The 441-nt window shown below is 73.5% G+C and carries 1 pseudogene; it reads right to left on the bottom strand.

The window, feature by feature from the left end:
* A pseudogene (locus AC5RUJ_RS18395) lies at positions 1-441 on the bottom strand (alpha/beta hydrolase); the annotation flags it as partial.

Raw genomic sequence — 441 nt, 5'->3', positions numbered from 1 at the left:
CCGCAGCGCCGGCAGCCGGCGCGCCCAGCCGTCCACGTATCCGGGCGTGTACAGGCCCGCGTCTTCGTTCAGCAGGCCGCGCGGGGCCCGCAGCAGCACCGCCGGGACAGCGAGTGATTCCAGCGCGTCCATCAGGACGGCGCCGCTGTTCAGGTCGGCGGTGTCGCGGGCCATCGCCTCGTAATTCGTCGCCGGCCGCAACAGCGGCGGCTCACCGGCGAGGTCGTAGTCCACGTAGTCCTCCACCAGCGCGTTCCAATGCTCGGCGAACGCCGGGTGCACCCGCCAGAAGTCCCGGTACGCCTCCCGGGTGGGGAACGTCGCGGCCAGCCGTTCGGCGGCCGGGCCGAGCACCGACTGGATGACCTCCTCGTCGCTGAGCCCCGCCGGCACCTGCAGCGGCAGGCCGCCGTCGACGAGCACCAGGGACTCCACCAGCCG

Source organism: Arthrobacter sp. Y3223164 (assembly GCF_059091005.1).
Note: the sequence above shows the minus strand (reverse complement) of the source record. Positions and strands in the feature narration are given on the sequence as shown.